General features: G+C 38.0%; 19 protein-coding genes. 12 read left to right on the top strand and 7 right to left on the bottom strand.

Features of this window, described 5'->3' with window-relative positions; all coding sequences use genetic code 11:
* Position 1: 1 nt before the first annotated feature.
* Positions 2–412, bottom strand: coding sequence for a zinc ribbon domain-containing protein (locus DI076_RS09645; protein ID WP_108959708.1), 411 nt, complete (start codon positions 410–412; stop codon positions 2–4).
* Positions 413–483: 71 nt separating this feature from the next.
* Between DI076_RS09645 and scpC the strand changes: the two genes are divergently transcribed.
* Both scpC and DI076_RS09635 read left to right on the top strand, forming a co-directional pair.
* Positions 484–1986, top strand: a complete 1503-nt coding sequence (scpC, locus tag DI076_RS09640) for a succinyl-CoA:acetate CoA-transferase ScpC (protein ID WP_108960891.1) — start codon at positions 484–486, stop codon at positions 1984–1986.
* Positions 1983–3236 carry an NAD(P)-binding protein gene (locus DI076_RS09635; protein WP_108960892.1) on the top strand — a complete coding sequence of 418 codons (1254 nt, stop codon included), beginning with the start codon at positions 1983–1985 and terminating at the stop codon, positions 3234–3236. Before scpC ends, DI076_RS09635 begins: the two co-directional genes overlap by 4 nt.
* Here DI076_RS09635 and DI076_RS09630 read toward each other — a convergent pair whose 3' ends face one another.
* Positions 3237–3992, bottom strand: coding sequence for a class I SAM-dependent methyltransferase (locus tag DI076_RS09630; RefSeq protein ID WP_108959707.1), 756 nt, complete (start codon positions 3990–3992; stop codon positions 3237–3239).
* A 43-nt stretch (positions 3993–4035) separates the two neighbouring features.
* Between DI076_RS09630 and DI076_RS09625 the strand changes: the two genes are divergently transcribed.
* From DI076_RS09625 to DI076_RS09610, 4 genes are all read left to right on the top strand, one after another.
* On the top strand, positions 4036–4302 hold the full coding sequence (locus DI076_RS09625; RefSeq protein WP_108960890.1) for a metal-sensitive transcriptional regulator: 267 nt from the start codon (positions 4036–4038) through the stop codon (positions 4300–4302).
* 100 nt (positions 4303–4402) lie between these two features.
* A complete protein-coding gene (locus DI076_RS09620) occupies positions 4403–4627 on the top strand; it encodes a YgaP family membrane protein (protein ID WP_108959706.1) in 225 nt (74 codons plus the stop codon).
* A 4-nt stretch (positions 4628–4631) separates the two neighbouring features.
* Complete coding sequence (locus tag DI076_RS09615) at positions 4632–6044, top strand: TolC family protein (protein ID WP_108959705.1); 1413 nt, start codon at positions 4632–4634, stop codon at positions 6042–6044.
* Positions 6022–9198 (top strand): efflux RND transporter permease subunit, encoded by a 3177-nt coding sequence (locus tag DI076_RS09610; RefSeq protein ID WP_108959704.1) that lies wholly within the window; start codon positions 6022–6024, stop codon positions 9196–9198. Before DI076_RS09615 ends, DI076_RS09610 begins: the two co-directional genes overlap by 23 nt.
* Before the next feature lie 103 nt (positions 9199–9301).
* Here the strand turns inward: DI076_RS09610 and DI076_RS09605 are convergent, their stop codons facing one another.
* The 4 genes from DI076_RS09605 to DI076_RS09590 all read right to left on the bottom strand — a co-directional run bounded on the left by DI076_RS09605 (position 9302) and on the right by DI076_RS09590 (position 14422).
* Positions 9302–10084 (bottom strand): hypothetical protein, encoded by a 783-nt coding sequence (locus DI076_RS09605; RefSeq protein WP_108960889.1) that lies wholly within the window; start codon positions 10082–10084, stop codon positions 9302–9304.
* A gap of 158 nt (positions 10085–10242) precedes the next feature.
* Positions 10243–11049 carry a hypothetical protein gene (locus tag DI076_RS09600; protein ID WP_108960888.1) on the bottom strand — a complete coding sequence of 269 codons (807 nt, stop codon included), beginning with the start codon at positions 11047–11049 and terminating at the stop codon, positions 10243–10245.
* A 39-nt stretch (positions 11050–11088) separates the two neighbouring features.
* Positions 11089–11895 (bottom strand): hypothetical protein, encoded by an 807-nt coding sequence (locus DI076_RS09595; RefSeq protein ID WP_100716320.1) that lies wholly within the window; start codon positions 11893–11895, stop codon positions 11089–11091.
* Positions 11896–12040: 145 nt separating this feature from the next.
* Positions 12041–14422, bottom strand: coding sequence for a HAMP domain-containing sensor histidine kinase (locus tag DI076_RS09590; RefSeq protein WP_108960887.1), 2382 nt, complete (start codon positions 14420–14422; stop codon positions 12041–12043).
* 156 nt (positions 14423–14578) lie between these two features.
* Between DI076_RS09590 and DI076_RS09585 the strand changes: the two genes are divergently transcribed.
* From DI076_RS09585 to DI076_RS09570, 4 genes are all read left to right on the top strand, one after another.
* Complete coding sequence (locus DI076_RS09585; RefSeq protein ID WP_108959703.1) at positions 14579–15244, top strand: lytic transglycosylase domain-containing protein; 666 nt, start codon at positions 14579–14581, stop codon at positions 15242–15244.
* A 70-nt stretch (positions 15245–15314) separates the two neighbouring features.
* Complete coding sequence (locus DI076_RS09580) at positions 15315–16517, top strand: hypothetical protein (RefSeq protein ID WP_108959702.1); 1203 nt, start codon at positions 15315–15317, stop codon at positions 16515–16517.
* Positions 16518–16520: 3 nt separating this feature from the next.
* Positions 16521–19028 (top strand): penicillin acylase family protein, encoded by a 2508-nt coding sequence (locus tag DI076_RS09575; protein ID WP_108959701.1) that lies wholly within the window; start codon positions 16521–16523, stop codon positions 19026–19028.
* A 79-nt stretch (positions 19029–19107) separates the two neighbouring features.
* A complete protein-coding gene (locus tag DI076_RS09570) occupies positions 19108–20271 on the top strand; it encodes a tetratricopeptide repeat protein (RefSeq protein ID WP_108959700.1) in 1164 nt (387 codons plus the stop codon).
* On the opposite strand, the gene DI076_RS09565 is transcribed toward DI076_RS09570, so the two are convergent.
* A complete protein-coding gene (locus DI076_RS09565) occupies positions 20263–21552 on the bottom strand; it encodes a DUF1577 domain-containing protein (RefSeq protein ID WP_108959699.1) in 1290 nt (429 codons plus the stop codon). The genes DI076_RS09570 and DI076_RS09565 overlap by 9 nt on opposite strands.
* A 92-nt stretch (positions 21553–21644) precedes the next feature.
* Here DI076_RS09565 and DI076_RS09560 point away from each other — a divergent pair, with 92 nt between their 5' ends.
* Positions 21645–22172, top strand: coding sequence for a hypothetical protein (locus DI076_RS09560; protein ID WP_108960886.1), 528 nt, complete (start codon positions 21645–21647; stop codon positions 22170–22172).
* Positions 22156–22974 (top strand): enoyl-CoA hydratase/isomerase family protein, encoded by an 819-nt coding sequence (locus DI076_RS09555; RefSeq protein WP_108959698.1) that lies wholly within the window; start codon positions 22156–22158, stop codon positions 22972–22974. Before DI076_RS09560 ends, DI076_RS09555 begins: the two co-directional genes overlap by 17 nt.
* Positions 22975–22979: the final 5 nt, after the last annotated feature.

Here is a 22979-nt window from a genome sequence, read left to right as displayed (position 1 = left end):
ATTAAGCCAATCGACTTGTCCCACAGTTAGGACAAAATTTTGCATTTGGAACAGAAACAAAAGATCCACAATTGGAACATGTCCAATCTTTGTTAATCTTAGGCTGTTCTAATATAACCAAATTTTTACTCTTTTCCATTAATGTAGACTCAACCGATTCTAACTCTTCAATATAAGGGATGGATTGAGTTTGAAATTCTTCTTCAGTCAGCTTTCCGGAATCAAAATCGGATCGGATGTCTTTTAACGAATCTAATAAGTTATTTTTTTTCTCATAAATGGCTCGTAACTGTGGATCCATCTCTTTGCCAAAGGGAGACTCATCAACCTGGAATCGATAATAGAATACCAAAAAGGGAGCAATCAGAATGATTCCAAATAACACTGAATAGAAATATAAGAGAAAATCCATACGTTCAGAATTTGGACTTTTTATTTTTAGGCAATCTCTTTATCTTTGGTCTAAGAAGAGATTTATCATTTATGACTGTAACCAATTCCTTAATTGAAGAAAAACTTAAAACTGCAGAAGAAATCGCCCTATTATTGCCAAATCATGTTACCTTGGGTTGTTCCGGTTTTACTCCCGCAGGTTACCCTAAACTTATCCCTGTTGCCTTTGCAAAACGTATCGAAGAAGAAAAAAAATCAGGGATGTCATTTTCTATCAATTTGTATGCAGGTGCTTCCACTGGTGAAGAATTAGATGGAGCATTGGCGAAAACTGGTGCTTTAAAATTACGTATTCCATACCAATCCAATCCACATTTACGTAATTTAATCAACCAAGGGGAAACAGATTTTATAGACATGCACCTTTCTCATGTCGTGAAATACATTGAACATGGGATTTTACCAAAAATTGATGTAGCATTAGTGGAAGCGATTGATGTAACAACTGATGGAAAAATTTATTTATCTACTTCTTCCGGGATGAGTGCAACATACTTAAAAAATGCGGAATCAATTTATATCGAACTCACAGATACCCATCCTCTTGAACTAAAGTCATATCACGATATTTATCTACCAAGTCATCATATGAAAGGTGGACCAATCCCTATTATCAATCCTAGCGATCGAGTGGGTGAACCTTTTGTCCAAGTTCCACCTGAAAAAATCAAAGGGATCGTTCGTTCCAGTAAACCTGATGCAGCTACTGTATTCAAAACACCTGATGCTGATTGTCAAAATATAGCTTCTCATGTTTTGGAATTCATCCAACACGAAATCAAAATGGGTAGGATCCCAAAAGAGTATCTACCTTTCCAAAATGGAGTTGGGAATATTGCAAACGCCGTACTTGCAAGTATGGCAAAAGATTCAAAATTCCATGCGATCCAAATGTATACAGAAGTGGTACAAGATTCTGTATTTGATTTGATTGATGCAGGGAAATTAGAAATAGCATCTACTTCTGCGCTCACCTTTTCAGAGTTAGGTCTAAAAAGATTTCATGAAAATATTTCAGCTTGGAAATCTAAATTTGTCATTCGGCCACAAGAAATTTCAAATCATCCGGAAGTCATTCGTCGAATGGGACTCATCGCAATGAACACAGCGATCGAAATTGATATTTATGGGAATGTAAATTCAACACATGTGATGGGTACATCGATGATGAATGGAATCGGTGGTTCAGGGGACTTTACTAGAAATTCTCATTTGAGTATTTTTATGACACCTTCACTTGCAAAAGATGGGAATATTTCTGCGATTGTACCAATGGTCTCTCATACAGATCATAACGAACATTCAACAATGATTTTTGTGACGGAAAATGGATTAGCAGACTTACGAGGATGTCCTCCCAAAAAACGTGCGGAACTCATCATTGAAAAATGTGCTCATCCTATCTACAGAGATAAATTGAGAGCGTATTACGAAAATGCACTCAAAGTTTCAAAAGGCAAACACACACCCCATGACTTAGAAAATGCATTATCATGGCATGTTCAATTTTTAAAAACAGGAAGTATGAAGTGATTGCAGTCATTGGATCAGGAATTACTGGATTAACTGCATCTTGGGCTTTAAACAAATTTTTGGATGTTTCGTTATATGAGAAACACCCTGAAGTAGGGATGGCAGCATTTGGCGCCAAACAAATGATCAATGGAAATGAAGTTGAGTTTGATATTCCATTTCGAACAATCAAAAGAGATTATTATCCAACTTTGTTCCAAGTATACGATAAAGCAAAAATTCAAACCAGAGTCGTTGATTATTCTTTTCGGGTTGATTCCAGTGATGAAGTTGTTTTTGGATTTTTTTCCAAAAATATATTTGGGAATCATTTTGGGTTTCCAACCGCAGATGTTTTTTTATCCAAAAAAGGTCGGCTTATTTTTTCTGATTTATTGAAGTTTTATACTAATTCGAAAACAGATTGGAAAAACGAAAAACAAAACATTACCATTTTAGATTTTTTAAAGAAATATCATTATTCAAATGAATTCATTTATGAGTTTTTATTGCCTACCTTTGCTTTAGTAAATACTTGTAAAACGGAAACAGTTGCCCTTTATCCTGCGGAAACGATTATTGGATACCATTCCAGAGGTTATTCTTACACTCCTCAAGAGACAGCAAAATTCGGCACTCGAGATGTTGTCAATCGCCTCACTTCGGGATTAAAACACATCCATTTGAATGCAAATATAAAACAAATTTATAAAAAGAATTCCAAAACCATCATTCAATTCGAGACGGAAGAAAAAGAATTTGATCATGTCATCCTTTCCACCCAAGCCAATCATGCAAAAAGTATACTTGGGAAAGGTTACGATGAAGAAAAAGAGATTCTAAATGAATTTCGTTATGAAGCAAGTGATGTTGTTTTACATACGGATCCGACTTATTTTAAGAACCCTAAAGTATCTTTAGTATTTAATATCCGAGATGGTTATGATAAACCTGAAGTTACATTGGATTTGGGTAGAATCATCCCTGAATTAAAAGGCAAAAAAGTTTTCCAAACCTGGAACCCACATAAAATGCCTCATCAAAATGATGTTTTAAAATTAGCAAAATTTGAAAGACCAGTCATGGATGATCGAACGGGAAGAGCGATCGAACGTATATCTGCCTTACATGCAAAAACTAATTGTAATCTTTGGTTATGTGGTTCTTATTCTTTGTATGGAATTCCATTGTTGGAAGCTGGAGCTAAATCAGCACTACAAGTAGTTTCTAAAATTTTAAATCAAACGGTAGATACGATCATTCAGAGATAGTTATTTTTTGATTACATAGTAGTGGTAAGTAAGACCTAATGATTTTGTGATTTTTTGTAAAACAAATCCAAACAAACGAAGTGACAATTTCATTTGATTGGAATTTTGTATAAATCCTTCGATGACTGGTTTTGTCCAATCTAAGTGTTTTTCGATCGTAAAGCCAATGGTTTCTAATTCTTTTTTTGTTTCATTCTCTGTTTTGATTTGGTTCGGTGGAATCAGGAACAATTTTAGTAAGATGGGAAATGAAATTCTTACACTCTTGTCAGAATGAAAAATATTGAAAACTAATTTCCCTCCTGGTTTTAGAACACGGTAGGATTGGCGATAAAACGCTTCTAAATTTTCAAAATGATAGGCTGCATCCACAGAAAAAACAAAATCAAATGTGTTTGCTGGAAGAGTTTTCATTTTTTCCCATCCAGCTTCGATAAAAGGATCTACTTTGGCACCATTTTCGTTAAATAACTGTTTTGCGAAGTCTGACTGTTCTCCTGGCAAATTGATAGCAGCAAGTTTCTTTGCATTAAAAAAATGTTTCCAATAGAGTAAACTCCCTCCGAGGCCCGATCCAACTTCCAAAATGGAGGTTTTTTTTGTGAGCCCACATTGTTTTGCAAACTCTGATAAAAATTGAATGCCTGCTTGGTTGTATTGTGTGACTCCAGACCAATATCCAAAATTGGAAACGTAGTAGGGTGGTGATTGTGGAAGTTCTGTAATGGGGGATTTTGAAAATGGGAAAGGGGTCATTTTTTTACTTGAAACTTTGATATACCCTGCTGGGTATGTAGGTATGAGCCTTTCCGAAAACCAAACCAAACTCATTCATCGCATCAATCGTATCCAAGGGCAGTTGGAAGCGATCAAAAACACCATCGTGACAGAAGAACAGGACTGTGAAAAAGCGATCCTACTTCTAAAAGCAGCCCACCAAGCCATGAAAAAGTTCGGAGAAGCTTATATCCATGAATATATGGATACCTGTTTCAAAGAAAAGAAGTCCACTCAAAACATCGAAAGCGACGTAAAAAAAGCCATTTCAGCTGCCTTTTCCCTTTAATCTTCTCATTTCCTTCTAAAAAACTCCGCAAAAAATACTTGCCATATATACCCCATAGGGTATATATGGATTTAGGTTATATACTATAGGGGGTATGGTAATGTTCTTGGCTTCAACAAAAACATGGTATTTGGAGCGATTGGTATTTCTCATCGCTGGAGTTTTTAGTTTAGTAGGTGTTTCTCTTGGAACTTATGTTTCACCTTGGTGGTTCCTTTTGAACTTACTTGTAGGAATCAATTTGGTTGTATTTTCAACCGTCGGTTTTTGCCCCATGGCAATTCTTTTGAACAAACTTGGTGTAGAACCAAAGGTTAAGGATTAAACCAATGAAACTTTTCACTAGCTTTCTGCTTTTGATCACGCCGATTTATCTTTCTGCTGAAGGAGTCGGGTTTAGTGACCTCTGGAAACGAATCGAAGAAAATTCATCAGCAAGAAAATCCAAATATTTGGAGTGGAAAGCTGGTGAAATTGCAAAGGATAGGTCCGACAAACACTGGTTACCTAGAGTTTATGCTGATCTTAGAACTTTTCAAACAAACGATCCCACTCTTAACTTTATGGGTAAATTAAGCCAAAGGAGTGCAACAGATGCTGATTTTTCAACTGGATCCACTCGTTATCGGCCAGGTAATTTTCTAGATTCGAATAACCAACCTTATACAACTTTAAACTCAGATACAATGAATCTTTTTGCAAAGGATACATTGAATTATCCAGGCAGTCATCAGTATTCTAGAGGAACTCTTGGAATGGATTTGCCACTGTATGAAGGTGGATCGGGAAAAACCTTTGCTGCTATGAATGAAAAAAGAAGTACAGGTTTAAAATTTGAATGGTTAGCGATTCGAGATAGAGAGTTTGCTCAAGCTGGATTTTATTACCGGGCCATTCAAAGTTTATATGAGTATCAAAAAAGACTCGAACAAATTAAAAAAATCGAGAGTCGATTCCAATCTAATTATTCCTTAGGCAATAAAGGAAACCCAGTTGGTTATGCAGGATACCTTGCATTAAAATCGATCAAAAACCAAATCTCGGTATTGGAAAAACAATCTGAGTTACAAATCAAGGACTATAAAGATACTTTATATGTTTTATCCGATTTGCCAGCCACAAATTTGGAGATTGTAGAATCAGACCTTAATGTCTTTTTGGATACGTATTTTAAAAGGCCAATTGGATATGAAAGATCCAATCAAATGAATGCACAAATTAAGTATGCAGAAGGTGAAAAACTGAAAGCAGAAATGGAGATGGCCAAGTTTTTACCAAAAATCGGAGCCTATTCTGAAGCATACGGATACCAAGGCAGTCGTAATATATCAAACGCATACCAAGCAGGTGTGTATCTTCAAATGAATCTATACAATCCAAAAGATATGGGAGTTGTGGAAGAATCTAAGTTAAATGCTGAAGCTGCTCTCAAGAAAATAGAACAAAAAACAAAAGAAGAAGAGACACACGTAAAATCATTAATTCAGAAAGAAATTTCTCTAAAAGAATCTTTGGAACTCATAAGAGAGTCAATGAAATTCCAAGAAGAACAAGTGATCAATATGCAAAGATTATTCCAGAGTGGAGCAATCAATGCCATGCAATTTGCAGAGACTTTAAATAAATCATTAGAATTATCTCGAGTTTTAATGGAGACCGAAATCGCTCTTTTGCAAGTGAGAACGGAAGTATCGATATTTTCAAAAAAGGAAGACACAAATGAATCCATTGGAAGAAATTAGGGCTGGTTTTGCAGGGAAACTTGCAGAAACATTTTTGCATTCAAGATTAACACCAGTTATAGCAATCGCAAGTTTAGTATTAGGTTTATTTGCTGTATACTTAACTCCAAAAGAAGAAGAACCACAGATATCAGTCCCAATGATTGACATCCAAATTCCAAGTCCTGGATTTTCACCAGAAGAAACAGAAAGGAAAGTTACGGAACCTGTGGAACGTGCAGTTTGGGGACTTGAAGGTGTTGAATATCTCTACTCCACAAGTAAGTGGCATGGAAGTTATATCACTGTGCGATTTAAAGTAGGCGAACCAATTGAACCTTCTCTAGTCAAAATCCATCATAAATTGATGGAAGCAAAAACTGTATTACCGAAAAATACTTTGTCTCCGATTGTAAAATCTTACTCAATTGATGACGTTCCCTTTCTTGCACTTAGTTTTAGTTCAGAAACTTTAAATGATTATGAACTAAGACAAATGGTTGGACCATTAGCAAGAGAATTGTCTTCAACGCCAGACTTGGCAAGTGTGCAAATGTTAGGTGGATTGAAGAAGACGGTTCGAGTAAAAGTTGACCCAAGTTTATTAAATCGATTTGGTGTTACAGCCATTGAAGTAGCAGAGAGTTTAAAACAAAATGATGCATTGATCCCAGCCGGGAAAAATTGGTCATCGGAATCTGTTGTCGATATGGAAGTTGGGGGTGTGCTTAGAAATATTGCAGATGTGAAACGCTTACCGGTTGCTCAACGTGGTGGAAGAGTAGTGCGTATTCAGGATTTAGCCCAAGTTGAGGAAGGGCCTGAAGAAAGAACAAGGTCTTCCGTTTTGTATGACAAATCACTTGGTGAATCCAAACGGAATGCAGTAACGATTGTATTTGCCAAAAGGAAAGGTACAAACGTTGTCAATTTATCCAAAGACTTAATTGAAAGGGCAGAATTATTCCAAAAAGATTTACCAAAAGAAATTAGTCTTAGCATCATTCGTGATTACGGTAGCACAGCAGAAGATAAATCCCATGAACTGATCGAACATTTGTTGATAGCAACGATTTCAGTGACAATTCTCATTGCACTTTGGATGGGATGGAGATCGGCACTTGTTGTTGCCATTGCGATCCCTGTTACACTTGCGCTCACACTAGCAATTTATTACTTTCTGGGTTATACACTAAACAGAGTTACACTGTTTGCACTGATTTTTTCCATTGGGATTTTGGTTGATGATGCCATCGTTGTTGTGGAAAACATCGAACGACATTTGGAAGAAAATCCTAAACTAGGAATCATTCGAGCAACACTCATTGCCGTATCAGAAGTGGGAAACCCTACCATCCTTGCCACTTTTACAGTGATTGCTGCTATTTTACCTATGGCCTTTGTAAGAGGACTCATGGGACCTTATATGAAACCGATCCCTGTGGGTGCAAGTCTTGCGATGATATTATCTTTGATAGTCGCTTTTGTCATCACTCCTTGGGCATCTGTAAGATTATTAAAAGAATCACATACTCATTCTGATAAAGAAATGGGTCATAAAGTTTCCAAATTAGACCAACTTTACATCAAGTTCACTAATTGGTTGTTAGGTACAAAGAAAAATGCAAGTCTCTTTGGTGCCATTACCATTGGATTATTAGTAGTTTCCATGGCTTTTGTAGCTTTCAAATGGGTAAAAGTCAAAATGTTACCTTTTGATAATAAAGAAGAATTCCAAGTATTAATCGACTATGAACCGAAAACAACTTTAACACAAAGTATGTCCCAATCGGAAGGTTTAGCAAAAACACTATTACAAAATCCGAATGTAGAAAAGATCCAAATCTTTGGTGGAGAAGCAGCTCCATTTTCATTCTCCGGGATGGTGAAACATTCATTTCTTCGAAATTTAGATTCGATGAATGACCTGCAAATCATCTTAAAGAATAAAAATGATCGTAAAGCTTCAAGTCATGAGATCATTGAATCACTACGAGGGGAGATTAAGTCCTTTGGTGAAAAAAACAACGCCGTGACAAAAGTTTTAGAAATCCCTCCTGGGCCTCCTGTGATGGCAACCATGGTAGCCGAAGTGTATGGTCCAAGTGTATCAGAGAGGAAAAAAGTAGCTGAGGAGATTTACAAAATCTTTAAAGAAGAACCAAGTGTAGTTGATTTGGATACATCATTACGTAACGGAAGACCCAAGATGGTTTATCCGATTGATTTTGATAAATCAGGAATATATGGAATCAAAACTTCCGCACTTGCCTATACAGGTTCATTACTCTTTTCTGAATCACCACTTGTAAGTTTGGCAACGGCAAAAGAACCAGAAGAAGTTTCCATCAACTTATCCATGAAACAAAATGTACGTAGTTCAAAATCTCCTTTCCAAAACCAGAACATCATGTCAATGGAATCGGGAGTTGTCTCTTCAGAAAGAGTACTAGGAAATCCTTACATCGAAGAAGACCGAGCTCTTTTTCGGAAAAACCTAAAACCTGTGAATTATGTGATGAGTGAACTTTCTGGTGAAGAAGAAGCTCCTGTTTATGGGATGTTAAAACTAGCACCAAAAATTCATTACGATACACAAACTGCAGATGTCCCATGGAACACAACAAAACCTGTCATCAAATGGGACGGAGAATGGTTCATTACATACGAAGTATTTCGTGACTTAGGTGGTGCCTTTGCCGTGGTAATTTTACTCATCTATGTGCTTGTGCTTGGGTGGTTTAAAAGTTATACAGTGCCTCTCATCATCATGGCCCCGATTCCTATCTCACTCATTGGGATCTTACCTGGTCACTGGGTGATGAGAGCTTACTTCACAGCAACATCCATGATTGGATTTATCGCAGGAGCTGGGATCATAGTTCGAAACTCAATTATCCTCGTTGATTTCATCGAAGGAGAGATTAAAAAAGGGGTCGAGTTAAAAGAAGCGGTAGTCCATGCAGGAGTAGTTCGGTTTCGACCTATGTTACTAACAGCCTCAGCGGTTGTGGTAGGTTCTTTTGTGATGTTATTTGATCCTATTTTCCAAGGTTTAGCCATCTCACTCATGTTTGGTGAAATTGCAGCAACTGTTCTTAGCCGATTTGCAGTGCCAGTGTTATACTATTGGTTCATTGGTAGGTCAAGACAAGGAGTGATCAAACATGGTTAACCAAATTCGAAACTTCATCTAAACAAAAAAAGCTGAAGGTTTCCCTTCAGCTTTTGAATTAATACCTAACGTGTAAAATCGTTAGGTATTTTTTTCCCTACAATTATCTTGTTCCTTCGTTTTTGATCTCACTATGATTCTTATACAAACCAGTCGCAGTTAGAGACGGTGCTCTAAGGTGTCCTGTGTATTGTGTATAAGTAGTGCTACCGCTAACGATAGATGATTGGCATTTGTCAAGACCACCAGCACGGTTGTATCCACAAGAAGAATGGTATGCAACTGCATAGTCATCTTCTCCAGGAAGGATTGCAGAAGGTCCAAACGCACCTTTGTAACCCGGTACATGGTGGATCTGAATTCCAGCCGTATTGTTATGGTTAAACGCACCACGAGCTGTGGATACGATGAGTGATTTGTCCATTGCGTTTCCACCGAAGCCGAAAGTAGCACCGTTAAGAGCGGATGCCAGTTCCGATCCACCTGAAGCAGCTGCAAGAGCAGTTACTTTTGTAAGGTTGAAACCCTTCGAAGATGCAGTGGATCCCAAATTTGCCAACCAAAACTCAATCGCATAACATCCCGCAGAGTGGCATACAATTTTACAAGAGTTTGCACCTTTGCAATAATTCGTAAGTCCTGTGGAAATGTTTGTTTGGGCACGAGCAGTTCCGTATGTTCTTGGGTCAGAAGTTCCATCATATCCGATGAAAATTTTGGATCCAGAAACAGTATTCGCAGAGGTTCCCCAGTACGAATTTACGTCTGTTGTTCCCACACCATTGTGGTTTTTGTCCGATTTTCCGTGGATGAACACGGTGTAGGTTTGTGCACTGAGTGATCCTGCAACGAGGAACGCTAGTATTGTTGTGATTGTGCTTCGCATTGTTTTTCCCTTTCCTGATTTTCTTTCTTTAGACACAAATTCCACAAAAAAGTCAAATGTGTCAATTTGTATTATATTTGGGCAAAAAAAAGACCAGCCTGATGGGCTGGCCTTTTGGTCTTACCAAAGTTTGGTAAGGTTAGAAGTGGAATCCGATCCTATCGGTATCCTTCTGCTTTGAGTTGTCCATGGTCGAGGTAAAGACCAGTAGAGGAAACTGAAGGTGCTCTGTAGTGTCCACTGTATTGAGTGTATGTTACATTGGAGTTGAAAGGCCAAATGCCTTCACTTTGAGTAAGAGTAGATTGGCATTTGTTGAGTCCACCTGCTTTGTTGTATCCACAAGAAGAGTGGTAAGCAACAGCATAATCATCTTCACCAGGAAGGATGGCAGAAGCTCCAATCAAACCTTTGTAACCAGGTACGTGGTTCACAGCAACACCCGCAGTATTGTTATGGTTGAATGCTCCGCGAGCAGTGGAAACGATGAGTGATTTGTCCATTGCGTTTCCTGCGAAACCAAAAGTGATTCCGTTAAGAGCGGAAGCAAGTTCTGATCCACCAGAAGCAGCAGCAAGTGCAGTTACTTTTGTAAGGTTAAAACCTTTAGAGGATGCAGTAGAACCTAAATTGGATAACCAATACTCAATCGCATAACAGCCTGCAGAGTGGCATACAATTTTACAAGAGTTTGCACCTTTACAGTAGTTTGTCAAACCTGTCGCAATGTTTGTTTGTGCGCGAGCAGATCCGTATGTTCTTGGATCAGAAGTTCCATCGTATCCGATGAAAATTTTAGATCCAGAAACAGAACTAGTGGATGAACCCCAGTATCCGTTTACATCTGTTGTTCCCACACCATTGTGGTTTTTGTCCGACTTACCGTGAATGAACACGGTATAGGTTTGTGCACTAAGTGATCCTGCAACGAGGAACGCTAGTATTGTTGTGATTGAGCTACGCATCTCTTTTTTCCTTTTCCTTTCTATCAATGATTCCTAAAATTATCTCCAACCTTCAGTTTTGATCTGACCATGGTCTAGATACAATCCAGTGGAAGAAACAGAAGGTGCACGGTAGTGACCGCTGTATTGGTTATATGTTTTGTTCGATCCGAATGGCCATAATCCTTCGTATTGAGTGAGAGAAGATTGGCACTTGTTCAAACCACCAGCGCGGTTGTAACCGCAAGATGAGTGGTATGCGACAGCATAATCATCTTCACCAGGAAGGATAGCAGAAGCTCCAAACATACCTTTGTAACCAGGTACGTGGTTCACAGCAACACCAGCCGTATTATTATGGTTAAACGCACCACGAGCAGTTGTTACGATGAGTGATTTGTCCATTGCATTTCCACCAAAACCGAAAGTGATTCCGTTCAGTGCGTTTGCAAGTTCCGATCCGCCAGAGGCAGCAGCAAGTGCAGTTACTTTTGTGAGATTAAAACCTTTGGAAGAAGCAGTAGAACCTAAATTTGATAACCAATATTCAATGGCATAACATCCAGCCGAGTGGCATACGATTTTGCAGGAGTTTGCTCCTTTGCAGTAGTTTGTAAGTCCTGTGGAAATATTGGTTTGGGCACGAGAAGAACCGTAGGATCTAGGATCAGTTGTTCCATCGTATCCAATGAAAATGCGAGTTCCGCCTACGGAATTCACAGAAGAACCCCAATACCCATTCACATCAGTGGTTCCCACACCGTTATGGTTTTTGTCTGATTTTCCGTGTATGAACACAGTGTAAGTTTGTGCGCTGAGTGACCCTGCTAGGAGCAAAGTTGTGATGGCTGTGAGGAGAGTTCGCATGGTAATTTCCTATTCCCGTTTGATGTTTCTCTTGTTGTATAAGTTTGGCAAAAGATTGACAAGAATTTTTTTGACCAATTTAGACAAAATTTTAACATAAATTTGCCATTGTCGCTGGTTTCATGACAAAACTACCCGAGAGATCCTAGGAATTTGCTAGGGGTAGGTGGATGGTGAAGAGGGTTTTCCCTGGTTGGCTTTGGACTTGGATTTTCCCTTGGTGGTTTTCGATGATTTTTTGGACGATGGACAATCCGAGTCCGGTACCCATTCCCAGTTCTTTCGTTGTAAAAAAAGGTTCAAAGATACGAGGTAAAATGTCTTCGGGAATTCCCTTTCCATTATCTTCGATCTGTATCACGGCTTCAGAATTGGTAGTTTTGAGGCTGATGGAAATTTTGCCGTTTTCACTGGGACAAGCTTGGAAGGAATTATAGACCAAATTGGTCCAAACTTGTACAAGTTCGTCAGCATGGCCAAATACATTTGGATCTCCCTCACAATTCCATTCTAACTCCACATGGGGTTTCCAACTTTTGGAATACATACTTAAAACTGACTCAATGCCTTGTTTTAGGGATAATTCTTTTTGGTTCTCTTTCGGTCCCTGGTACGAGTGGTGTTTTAAGGCGAATACGATTTTAGAAGCACGTTCGACTGCCGTTTCAATGATTCCCAAATGGAATCGGATCACATGTTCGTTGAGTCTTGATTGGAAAGCTTCTATCCCTTCTCTCGTGTCAAATAAAGATAAAAAGGGAGTTGGTATCTCTTCCATATGAAAATCAAAGCAGGTATCTGCAAGGGAGATTGGATCTGAAACTTGTTTTGATCTAAAAAAATTGGTGAGTTCTCTTTTCCTTTTAAATCTGGAAGTGACTTCCGAACGTTTTTGATTTTTGAAACTTTCAATGAGTGAATCTGCTTGGATCTCTAATGGAGAACGTTGGTCTGAATCATCGGAAAATTGACTATCCTTAATGAATTGGATACTCCCTTTGATGGCAGCGAGTGGGTTATTAATTTCATGTGCTACACTTGCCGCGATTTTACCCAATGTGGACATTCGTTCTGCATGTAACAGTTGTTCCTGGGTATCCCGTAATTCTAAAATTGTATTATTGAGAGAAACAGTTCTTTCTTCAATTTTTTGTTCGAGTTGGAATCTAGCCTCTCTAACGATCGAAATCATTTCATTAAAACTTTTTGATAGTTCTCCGATTTCATCTTTACTGGAGACTTCAACAGAAACAAATAAATCACCTGATTGCATCCTTCTGATTCCAGAAAGCAGTCTTGTTAAAGGGAAAACGATACTGGTTTTATGTAATACCGGATATAACATAAAAATAGTAAAAATTGAAAAAAGTAGCGTTATGATTAACCATACAACGGTTTGGTGAACCTTTTCTCTATATTCAATGTAAGGAATTGCGACTAAAAAGTGATGGTTTTTTGCAAAAAAATCGGATGTCCAATAAATTCCAGTTGGGTCATTATTGAATGTGTCCACTTTAAAAAATTCATAGGAAGGAATTCTATTTTGTAAGGATTCGATTTGGTTTTCTGAGAATTCAATTTTATTGATACGAAAGTTATTTTCCTGCATGTCAATGACGAGGTCAGATAAATAAACATAAGGATAAATGTTCCCAAGTTCCAATTGGGTTTTGATATTATGCTTTTCTCTACTCATTTCGTTTTGAATGTCGATTCGGAACCGATTGAATAAAAAATTTGCGACAATCGAAAGGATAAGATACAAAATTGTTAGATTAAAGGTCATGATCTTAAATCCAACTGTCGATGGAACAGTGTCTTGGTTGAGTGAAACCAAAACAAGAATGGTCATGATGATGATCGTAAGATTGGTAAGAACAAATAAATAAGTAGGTTTACTCACATAATTGAGATCAACAAGAATATCAGCAAATGCTAAAGAAAGGATTCCTATGATTGCTAGGATAAATCCACCAGTTGCTTTTTTTTTGGATCCATCCAAACGATTGTATTTTGTAAATAGAACAACTAAGGTATTCACAAGAACCAAACAAAGTACAATCGCAATGGATAATATGGAAAATTGGATCAAAGTGTTTTCTGATGATTGGATCGGAACATAAAATTCCATTTTGGGATCAAAACGAATTTCACGAAAAAAGAAACCAATTCCATTCCATAAACCTGCAAATAAGGCAAGTCCTGTTTGGATCCACAAACTCCATTTACGCCAACGTGGGAACAAGTCTTCTTGGAACCGAAATGCTAACTCAGAAGTAGAAACACCCAGAACGAGAATGGCTGGATTTTTCAGAAAGACAAATACATAGGCAGTGAGGTGGCTTAAGAACGAATTACAAATTGACCAAGCAATGGACCAATAGAACAAGCTGAGTAGTGGGATGAGTAACCCTCGAAAACTGGGGGTCAGTTCCTCTTTTCTTGAGCGAAAGTAAATATAGGCAATCCCACTTACTAAACTGAGTCCGAAATAGAAGAAACTGTAAAGGTTGAGAGTTGGTGCCAAGCCTCTCCAAAAATGCGAGTGAAGAAACTTTCGGCAAGCATTTCCCATTTGTCCGTTTTTTTCGTTGTGCATCGCACAAATTCCCCTTGCCGCCAGAGGGTGGTGCCAGAAACTGACCTTATTGTGCATTGCACAATAAGGAGACAACCAGTCACCATGCGAAAACAATCCAATTTCTTCCATAAAATCGCCGTATTTGGTTTGGGAATGGTCTTTCTGTTCGAATCGTACGGGAAAATCAACCCGTCAGGAAACACTCCAAGTGATCTATCTGCAAAGGTAAAATTACATTCCCTGATTGCAAAAAACCGACCTGGTCTTTCCAAAAAGGAACAAAAGGACTTGGTCACGATCATCGAAAGGGCTTCTTACCATATACGCTTCCCAAAAGAGAAAATCACCATAGCAAAAGAGCCAATGGACAAATTGGGTTTTTTGGTTGGCCTCATCCAAACGGAATCACAATTCAATACACGAGCAAAATCACATAAAGGTGCCATTGGCCTCATGCAAGTTATGCCGGAAACAGCGAAGTGGCTTGCGAATAAAGAAGGAATCCCATTCCATTCGGAAAAAGATCTTTTAGAACCTGAAACCAATTTGATATTAGGTGTTCTTTATTTAAATTATCTAATGGAACGCACAGAATCCCTCGAAGCTGCTTTGTTATCTTATAATGCAGGATTAGGTGGATACAAACGATTTGGTGGTGTTCCTTCTTATTCACGAACAGTATACAAATACTATGAAGAATGGAAACAGATGCCTATCCCAACTGAAATCCCAATTTCTGAATCAATTGCCAGTCTCTTTTCCATTTAAATTTTACTTTACATAGTTTCAAAACCGACAAGGCTCTTAACCGTTTTATAAAAGATAAGGAAGGGAGCGTATGGATTTATTTCGTAGATACGGTGTGTATCTAACTGTTGTTATACTAGTATTAGTAGGTTTGATCTTTTATTTCGTCAATGATGGTTTTGGTTCTGACCAAGAAGCAAAAGAGAAAGCTAGACAAGAAAGAATGGCAAGAAATTCGGATCCAACGCAAGGAAATGAATCAGGTGGTGAAGGTGGTGATGGCGGAGAAGGGATTCCAGAGGATGGAGCCACTCCAGAATATATATTAGAAAAATACTTAGAATGGGCAGAATACCCACCGTTCTCAAGACCAATGTCGATTCTCAATCATGATTTAGCGTTCCCATTCATCATTGAAACATCCCCAGACTATACCATCGATGCAAAAACAAACGAACCAACAGGTTATGTATGTTTATTCCAACCAAAAACATGGGCAGTGATTGGAAATAAAGATATGATGTATGTCACACTCGAATGCCGTGATAAAGCAAGGAATCGTGTGAAAGTTTCCATTGATTCACACCAAGTTTTTAAAGAATGGGAAGGGCAACGATTTGGAGTGGTGAGTGCATCTGTTAACGATAGTGGAACAGATGGTGACCAAACAAGAGGAGATAACATTTATACATTCTCCTGGAAACCACAAAAAGCTGATTGGGGACAAATGTCTCTTGTTGCTGAAATTACTTATGGCCCTGAAAATTTAAAAACAACATTGACTTCTAGTTTTTTTTCGAGTCCATCCATCCCCGCAGAGTTTAATGGAGTTTTTTCGGACTCACTCCAAGATGGGTCTCTCATTGTGAGAGCAGTAGTCAACGTATACAAAAAAGGAAAATACCATTTAGAAGCTAATTTAAAGGACGAAAAGAATGGAGAATACATCGCCTATGCAGTGTATGATGGGGATCTTGTTTCTGGATCAAATGAAGTAGAATTTACTTTTTTTGGGAAAATACTACGTGATAAAGACTTAGACGGACCTTATCTTGCTACTTCTTTTAGAGGGCATCGTGTCAATTTACCGATTGATCCAGATTGGTTCAACCAGGGAGCAGAAGGTTTACGTAAAATCCAGGCAGCAAAAACAACAGAACCTGATCGTGAATTAGTTCTCCCTTATAAAGATGAATACAAAACCAAATTTTATAAGGTTGAATCTTTTTCCAATGCGGCTTGGGACTCAGCTGATAAACAAAACCGAATTCGTCAAATTAAAGCACTACAATAAAGTATGATACATTCAATTAAAAAATTCATTCACAAGAGACCATTCCTCAGTCTCTTGTTTCTTTTTATCCTAACTTTACCGATTACCTTACATTTATTGTTTTGGGGGCTTGTCTCTCTAAAAGCACCAAGATACCAAGGTGAGATTCGTTCCGAAAAGTTAACTTCTAAAGCTACAGTCATCCGAGACGAAATTGGAATTCCACACATTGTCGGTGAGGATGCAAAGTCCGCATATTTTGCGTTAGGTTTTACGATGGCACAGGATCGGATTTTTCAAATGGAATTACAGAGAAGGATTGGAAAAGGAGAGCTCACTGAAATTTTTGGTGAAAAACTCATTCCATCCGATCAATTTTTGAAATCGTTATTATTGAAACAAACAGCGGAAAACTACGCCAATCAAACAAAACATATTTATCCAGAAGCCTGGGAACAATTGGATTGGTTTTTGGAAGGCGTAAATCATTTCTTAGAAACCGAACCATTACCCATTGAATACACAATCCTTGGGATCAAACCTCGACCATTTGACCGAGTGGATGCTATTTCATTCTTGTTTTATATGGGATTTTCATTTGCGGAAGGGATTAAATCTGATAGTTTATATTCGATCATGGAATCTGAGTTAGTTGGTAGATCGGCTAGTGAATTATTCCCGAGGTATGATTTTGAGACAAATGCCTCAATTTTGGAATCCCAACCAGGTGTTAAAAAATTAACATCAAATCTTCCAATTCCAAACGTAAATCCAAAGAATGATTTAAAAGGCAGTGACATTAAAAGTTCTCTCTCTCAATCAAACAAAGATATCACCAACTTAAAGCAGTTGGTAACGTTTGTGAGTTCCCTCAATCTCCCGATTGAACCATTAGAAGGTAGTAATTCATGGCTTGTGGGTCCAAGTCGTTCTGCCAGTGGTGGTGCAGTTCTTGCCAATGACCCACATATTGCTTTATCCAATCCAGGTGCTTGGTACGAAGCGTATATTGAATACCCTGGTTATGAAAACTATGGTTACTTTTTGTCTATTATCCCTTTTCCACTCATTGCTCATAATAGAGACAAGGCATGGGGTTTAACCATGCTCGAACAAGATGATGTGAATTTGTATATGGAAACCATTGAAGCCGGCAAATATAAGTCTGGTTCCAATTGGAAAGAATTAACCTATTACAAAGATGAGATCAAACAAAAAGATGGTACTAAAATTCCTTTTGAAGTCGCGATCACAAACCATGGTCCCATCATCACCGAACACATAAAAGGTTATAAAGGGAGACCAGTTAGTTTGTACTGGGCACATCACCATTTAGACAATCCACTACTAGATGTTTTGTATAAGATGGGTAAATCTAAGTCTTTCCAAGAATTGGATTCTGCATCTTCTATGATTGGAGCACCTGGTCTCAATTTTAGTTACGCAGATAAAGATGGGAACATTGCCTATTATGCAGTGGGAAGGTTTCCAATCCTAAAATCTGGAAATCCAAGAAAAATTTTAGAAGGTTCGACGGGTGAACATGATGTGATTGGTTATGTTCCGTCTAAGGACAATCCTAAGATCATCAATCCGAAAAATGGAATCATAGTCACTGCCAATAACCTCGTCACTAGTGGAAAAATACCGGGACTTGGTAAACCTGAAGGAAATTGGCAACCACCAGATCGTTTTCAAAGGTTAGTTGGAATTCTCGAAACCCAAGAAAAATGGAGTTTGGAAGAACTTGCGGCCATTCAGAATGATTCAGTTTCCTCTTTTGCACCAGAATACTTAGAGATTTTGTTTTCTTCTGTGAAAGAACCAAAGACGTTAGGTGGCAAAAAAGTTTTAGAAATTCTTAAAAATTGGAATTTTGAACACTTCCCAGAGTCCCAAGGGGCAGCTGTTTATGATGTTTTCTTTTATATCACAATGAAAGAACTACTCATTGATGAAATGGGACCTGAACATTTTGAATTGTATGGGGAAATGGCGGAGTATTGGAATGCTTACCGTCGATTCATACGAAATCCAAATTCGAATTATTGGGATGACCTTAGAACAGTAGAAACCTTGGAAACAAGAACTGATATCTTAAATCGTTCCATTGAACTTACCGCAAGATATTTGGAAAAAAATGTTTCCGCATCTCCAAGTCTGTGGAAATGGAAATATTTATACAAAATCAAACATCCTCATCCACTAGGCGTTTTACCATTGATAGGTGGTGTTTTTAATATTGGTCCATTACCGAGTGCTGGTGGAGCTGAAGTGGTAAACAATCTAAAATACAAACTGATGAAAGAGGATTGGACTGCTATAGCGGGACCTTCCAAACGAAGGGTCATCGATTATGGTAGGTTTGAGGAGTCAGTGACACAACTTCCAATTGGAAATAGTGGGAATTTAGGAAGTCCGTTTTATGGAAATCTTGTGGATGACTATATCAATGGGGTCCACAGAAAAATCCTGTATTCGAAAAGCCAAGTAGGAGATGGCAAGTATCGTTTAGAATTCCAACCCAAATAAGAGTTTTTTCCCTACCCATCAGGGTAGGGATTCAATTTTCTTCTCTTCCCGTTTTTGTTTTGGTCGATTCTTAGAGTAGATGGTTCGGCTCTGTATTTTCCCATTTTTATTCGTATCGTTTCTGTTTGCGCAGTCACCATCAGATCGTTTGGCATTTGCCTTTCGTAGCCAATCCTCTTTAGATCCACTTCGAATGATTGTTGTGGGGGAAGTGGTTGGGATTGAAAAAGCAAGTTTTTACGAAGTCGATAAACTCTCCCAAGAATTAGAAGTAGATACAAGACCGGACACAGTCACAATCAAGGTGGCAGATCCAAAAGGCATTCGAGTCGGCCAAACCTTATACTTACTCGAAAAAAACCAAGACCACAAAACGTTTCGTGATGGTAACATTGTGGGGATGATTACTGTAAAATCTGTCTACCTCACTACTTTTTTTGGATGGCAGGTACGTGGAGAAGGTTACCTTCGTTTGATCGAAGACAGGCCAGTAACAGCTGCAAGGATGCTCGATACCACAAAGTATGAAGAAGCCTTTATCGCAAAAAAACAAGGTGATCATTATTTTGCCAAAGGCCAAATGGATGAAGCCCTTCGCAAATACAAACATGCTGTATCTTTAGACCAAAGTTCACCTGATTTACATTATGCGTTAGGAAAAGCCCATTGGAAAGATGGAGAAGGGTACGTGTCAACTGCCTTTGAGTATTCCATGGCTTGGAAAAATAGAGAACGATTTTCGAATCCCCAAGAACGTTTGTTATTCCTTGTGGACTACTTACGATTTTTGACTTTTTATTTCAAAGTGGAAGGGAAAGAAAACAAAAAACAATTAGAACTCATGCCACAAGTGGCAAAAGAAGCACGCACTTTATATCCAAAAATATACGAAGTTTGGTTGTATAGTTTTGAAGTGACTTATTTAAGTTTATTACATACAAATTTAGCTGGGAATACAGTTGATCTTCGCAAAACAAGGGATGAACTTGCCAGTCGATCAGAAGAATTTTTAAATAAAGCATATTCTCTTAGGAAAGCCGACTATTACCTTCATAAATTAGCCTGTGAGTTTTACAATTTACGTTGGAAAGAAACTAGAGGAACCAATGAGGAAACCACTTATCGATCCAAACTCGTAGAACACGGTAAACTTTTACGATTGTATTATACTGGCGAAACTACCTTGTCGGAAGATTTACTCAATGCAATTCGTCTTGCTGAAAAACAATCTGGATTACTCTGAGAGAATTTTCATACTTTTTTCAAACAAATAAGATTCTAAGAATAACATATCATCTGGCGCTGAACTAAAATAATTCACACCTAGGTGGTAATGATCACCCTTATCTAAAAAACGAATGATTTCCCCACGAAGGATCATGGTTCTTTCTTTGTTTAAAGGGATAAACATTTTGATGATATTGTGACGTTTTAAATAATGAAACAGTCGTTTGTCATATATTTCAAAAAGCAAACCATCTAAAGATATATCAACAACTTTGGTTGTGGATTGCATGGTTTCATAACTTCCATACTGAATTGCAATTTTTGTGAATACATAACTGATGATTTCAGCTAACTCAAAAATATAAATTGCTTGGTTTTGTGAGATTGTAAAACGTTCCATTGCTGTGGAATATACTTTGATATAACCAACAACATCTTCATACAATCGGATTGGAGTAATGATATATGAAACATAAAAATTTCGAGATTCATGTTTTCTCATGGATTCAAAAAAATCCAATGCAAATTCATCACCTAATTCCTTTGCCATCTCTTTGTGTTCAGAATAATAATTAAATAACACATCATCTTTTGGCTCATTGATATAGGAAGTGATACGATTACAATCGGGGATATAAATAGTTTTCCCAGTACGTAGAATCGTTTTTTTTATAAAATCCTCAAATTCGTTTAATTTTTCATCTTCTTTGTAAAAATGAATTTCATAATCTTTAGAAATCCTTTCGATTGCCTCGGTTAACATAATATTGATGAGTTTACTGTCTGGCCTATCTTTTCGTACTTCCTTCATTAGGTGAGGGAACCTGCTTTCTGCATAAAGGTTCTTTCCAACTTCCCTTGAACCTCCAGACAAACTTCGAAAGAGAATGATAAAGTTCATGAACAAATCATCAACTGGGATCCGTTTATTCGTTCTTAGTTGGTAAGATTGTAACTCCGTTGGAGTTTTGATGACAATTTGGTCTTTTTGGATATCAAGGATGACAACTTCAAACTGATAATTGATGTTCATCACCTCAAATCGAACTCGGGCTCTGCGGGAACCTTTTTCGACGAGGTCAGGGATCATTAGAGTGACTGTATGAGCCTCAATTTCCTCCACAGCAGCAACTAAGTTATCCTCTTCATAGATAAATTCAAACTCTCTGTTGTCAGCTTTTAGATAGTAAAAGAGGTGTTTAACAATATTGACATCAGATCCAATAATCGTCTCATCGAATAACGATTCTAAAATCGTGATGAGTTCCTGCATCGAATCCGTTCTGCCGATTGCCATACTAAAATTATCGATTTTTAGAGGTCTAAAACTGATTTTCTGGCAGAGAAAATATGCCAGAAAACGACAGAATCCGCCGAAATGGGAAGTATATGGAACTAACTCTCCCCAAACATGTAAATCCTGAGCTGATGCCAATGATCCGACAAGGACTCTTAAATCCTGAAAAGGTAGCCATTCTGTCAGAACTCCATTCCATAGTGGAACGATTTGCAGGCTGTTTGTACACTGATGAAGAGGCCCAAAAGAAAATTTTGGAAAAAACAGGATCTCTCCCTGATCTCATCACTTGGGGTGATTACTTCCAAACGGAAGTAGCATCTCGTTATTATTTAGAATCAGAAGATTCACTTCGCAGGATTATCGATACAATCCGATTCGATTTGATTTCTTCGCATTTGATTTTTTCTGGAAAACCAGACCACTACAAAGACAAAATCAGAGCTGATGTATTGTTTAGCAAAGGCATTGATTCTGCTTTGCCAAATCAAAATTTGGAAAGCCAACACTTAGAAATTTTACTCAATTACTTTGAAAATATGGAGATCGGGAAAAAACCTTTATCTTTACAAGATAAAGCCTGGTACGAATCCTTTCAGATAGATGAAATCGCGATTTGAATCCAAAGAGTATGAATTCCTAGAAATAGAATCCCGTGAAACAGAAGATGGAACCATCCTTTCCATCTTCTTAGACAACCCTTCTTCCCGTAATTCCATGACATGGAAAATGGGGGAGGAATTTGCTGACATCATCCATTCCATTCGCAAACAAAAAAAATTACCAAGAGCCGTTATAATATCTGGTCGCAGTGATGTATTCTGCGCAGGTGGAGATCTGAATTTATTACGATCTTTTTCAGAGAAAAGTTTTTCGCAAAACAGACGTGATATGAGAAAGTTCTATGGTTTCTTTTTGTCCGTGAGAAAACTTCCAGTTCCTGTCATTGCTGCAGTCAACGGACATGCAATTGGTGCAGGTCTTTCCTTAACGTTTGGATGTGACTTACGTATTTTCGCAAGTGATGGAAAGTATTCGTTTAATTTTGTCCGATTGGGGATCCACCCTGGTATGGGTTCGAGTTTCCTTGCCCCAGAACTTTTAGGGAAAAGTTTAGGTGGTAGGTTACTCTTCACGGGTGAAACTTTTAACGGGGAGATGGCAAAGGAGTGGGGTCTTGCATTAGATGCCGTTCCTAAAACATCAGTGTATGAACGTGCTATGGATCTTGCCCTTTCCTTATCAAAAGCCGCTCCACTTGCCTTACAAGAACTCAAACAAAATTTGTATTCCTGGAAACAGCTGGATTCGGCATTGAAAAAAGAAGCGGAATCACAAGCGCGAAACTTTATCTCAGATGACTTTAAAGAGACCATCCAGAGTATTATAGAAAAACGAGATCCTAAATTTAAGGGTAAATAAAATTT

It is taken from the genome of Leptospira ellinghausenii (assembly GCF_003114815.1).
Taxonomy (GTDB): domain Bacteria; phylum Spirochaetota; class Leptospiria; order Leptospirales; family Leptospiraceae; genus Leptospira_A; species Leptospira_A ellinghausenii.
This window is presented reverse-complemented; position numbering and strand designations above follow the sequence as displayed.

Bases quoted from the DNA above. Each gene is read 5' to 3' on its own strand.
- DI076_RS09555 (WP_108959698.1), top strand. From the start codon at position 22,156: ATGAAATCGCGATTTGAATCCAAAGAGTATGAATTCCTAGAAATAGAA.
- DI076_RS09580 (WP_108959702.1), top strand. From the start codon at position 15,315: ATGGATTTATTTCGTAGATACGGTGTGTATCTAACTGTTGTTATACTA.
- DI076_RS09645 (WP_108959708.1), bottom strand. From the start codon at position 412: ATGGATTTTCTCTTATATTTCTATTCAGTGTTATTTGGAATCATTCTG.
- DI076_RS09610 (WP_108959704.1), top strand. From the start codon at position 6,022: ATGAATCCATTGGAAGAAATTAGGGCTGGTTTTGCAGGGAAACTTGCA.
- DI076_RS09600 (WP_108960888.1), bottom strand. From the start codon at position 11,049: ATGCGTAGCTCAATCACAACAATACTAGCGTTCCTCGTTGCAGGATCA.
- DI076_RS09595 (WP_100716320.1), bottom strand. From the start codon at position 11,895: ATGCGAACTCTCCTCACAGCCATCACAACTTTGCTCCTAGCAGGGTCA.
- DI076_RS09630 (WP_108959707.1), bottom strand. From the start codon at position 3,992: ATGACCCCTTTCCCATTTTCAAAATCCCCCATTACAGAACTTCCACAA.
- DI076_RS09615 (WP_108959705.1), top strand. From the start codon at position 4,632: ATGAAACTTTTCACTAGCTTTCTGCTTTTGATCACGCCGATTTATCTT.
- DI076_RS09625 (WP_108960890.1), top strand. From the start codon at position 4,036: ATGAGCCTTTCCGAAAACCAAACCAAACTCATTCATCGCATCAATCGT.
- DI076_RS09560 (WP_108960886.1), top strand. From the start codon at position 21,645: ATGGAACTAACTCTCCCCAAACATGTAAATCCTGAGCTGATGCCAATG.
- scpC (WP_108960891.1), top strand. From the start codon at position 484: ATGACTGTAACCAATTCCTTAATTGAAGAAAAACTTAAAACTGCAGAA.
- DI076_RS09570 (WP_108959700.1), top strand. From the start codon at position 19,108: ATGGTTCGGCTCTGTATTTTCCCATTTTTATTCGTATCGTTTCTGTTT.
- DI076_RS09585 (WP_108959703.1), top strand. From the start codon at position 14,579: ATGCGAAAACAATCCAATTTCTTCCATAAAATCGCCGTATTTGGTTTG.
- DI076_RS09605 (WP_108960889.1), bottom strand. From the start codon at position 10,084: ATGCGAAGCACAATCACAACAATACTAGCGTTCCTCGTTGCAGGATCA.
- DI076_RS09565 (WP_108959699.1), bottom strand. From the start codon at position 21,552: ATGGCAATCGGCAGAACGGATTCGATGCAGGAACTCATCACGATTTTA.
- DI076_RS09620 (WP_108959706.1), top strand. From the start codon at position 4,403: ATGTTCTTGGCTTCAACAAAAACATGGTATTTGGAGCGATTGGTATTT.
- DI076_RS09575 (WP_108959701.1), top strand. From the start codon at position 16,521: ATGATACATTCAATTAAAAAATTCATTCACAAGAGACCATTCCTCAGT.